A 1,435-nucleotide genomic window follows, 5' to 3' on the forward strand; every position below is an offset into this window, starting at 1 on the left:
TTACTGCAATTGGGCTTGAGTATTTACCCTGTACTGGAGTAATGTCATCTTGTTGTTTATTAATAGAAAATCAAGCTTAAGTACTAACGAATGAGCATTGCAATAGGTATGTTTCGGTCTGCACTAAACTAGATTTGAAGCGCCCCTCCCACAAGGTGCCGGTTCTACGATGCTGACGATTGAAATAACGGACATAGCGGCGGCCCAGTGCTTGCGTGAGCGCAGAAAGACTATTTTCACACTGCGGAGTAACCAACAGATGAACATGATTACTCATAAACACCCAGACATGGATAGAGACATCAAATTCCTTTGTATATTCCTTCATCCAGTTTGCATAAGCTGAGAAATCCTGTTCAGCCGCAAAGCATACAGAGCGATTATTCCCCCGTTGAATGACATGTTGGGGGATTCCGGGTGGAGAGAATCTGGGAAGTCTTGCCATGGCTGCATCCTTGTAACCATTTAAGTTTTGGAGCTGTAGTCTGTCGTGCGCATTTGGCTAAAGTGTCATCTGACCCCACTTATTTCCTTATTTCATCATTCTCCATTATCGTTTAATGCAACCACGTACGCGTTCGTACGTTGCGGGGAATAATATTTTGGCTGATAACAATTTGCCGTGTAACCGACGAGATTTCACTGATACTTTCTCTGTCTCTAAGTGATCTTGGAGTCGGAAATTGAATAACCAATCGTCGAGATCATCCATAACTTCGATATAGAATTGTTCTGGTACCTCGACTTGGTAGTCTATAATTATACCTATGAATACTAAAGCACTAACAGCACCATTAGGTCGCTTCTGTACATTATTTTTTAAGTAGCTATTTGGTAACATTAGATCATTAAAGTCATTGTCAAATAGACATTTTATTGCATTATCATACTCAGACTGACAACTACCCTTAGCAGCACGATAGGCTCTAATTAAACGCCCTGTTAACGGAATATTGAAGAACGCCATGCTATACCTTAATTGAGATTTTAAAATCAAAGAGAACCGAAAGTTCCCTCTATCTGCTAGCAAATAAAACAACTTCTTAATTTGTGGGTGCCCACTAATTAAACATCTTAAGTAACGTCGCATAACTAATGTGGAAATTTTAGCCCGCATGGCTTGGCAGCATTGACGAGGAGCAGTATGTATCTACACCTGTTATGCCGAATTACTTAGCAGCTAATAAATCGTCATTAGATGATAGAATTTATAGACGACTTGTCCGTACCCAAATGATTCTTAAGGTTCTATAGGAATTCACCTGGAATATTCATCATTTCATATTAAAAATTAATTATCTATTTCTGTCTCGATTTAACGCTCCAAGAAGAGGCATACGTCCTTAGCCATCCCCTCATATGAGCTAGAGCTGGCGCGGCCTCGCGGGTAGACTACCCGTCTTTGAACCAAACTCGACGGCACGGCAGCTCATGA

General features: G+C 40.8%; 1 protein-coding gene. It reads right to left on the reverse strand.

Going from position 1 to position 1,435, the window contains the following annotated elements; translation table 11 throughout:
* Positions 1-76: 76 nt before the first annotated feature.
* Entirely contained in the window at positions 77-445 is a 369-nt protein-coding gene (locus HNR62_RS16030) for a transposase (protein ID WP_204797083.1), read from the reverse strand.
* Positions 446-1,435 lie beyond the last annotated feature (990 nt).

It is taken from the genome of Oceanisphaera litoralis, assembly GCF_016907015.1.
Taxonomy (GTDB): Bacteria; Pseudomonadota; Gammaproteobacteria; order Enterobacterales; family Aeromonadaceae; genus Oceanimonas; species Oceanimonas litoralis.

Excerpts from the sequence above, each read along its gene's own strand:
- HNR62_RS16030 (WP_204797083.1), bottom strand. The coding sequence starts at position 445 with ATGGCAAGACTTCCCAGATTCTCTCCACCCGGAATCCCCCAACATGTC.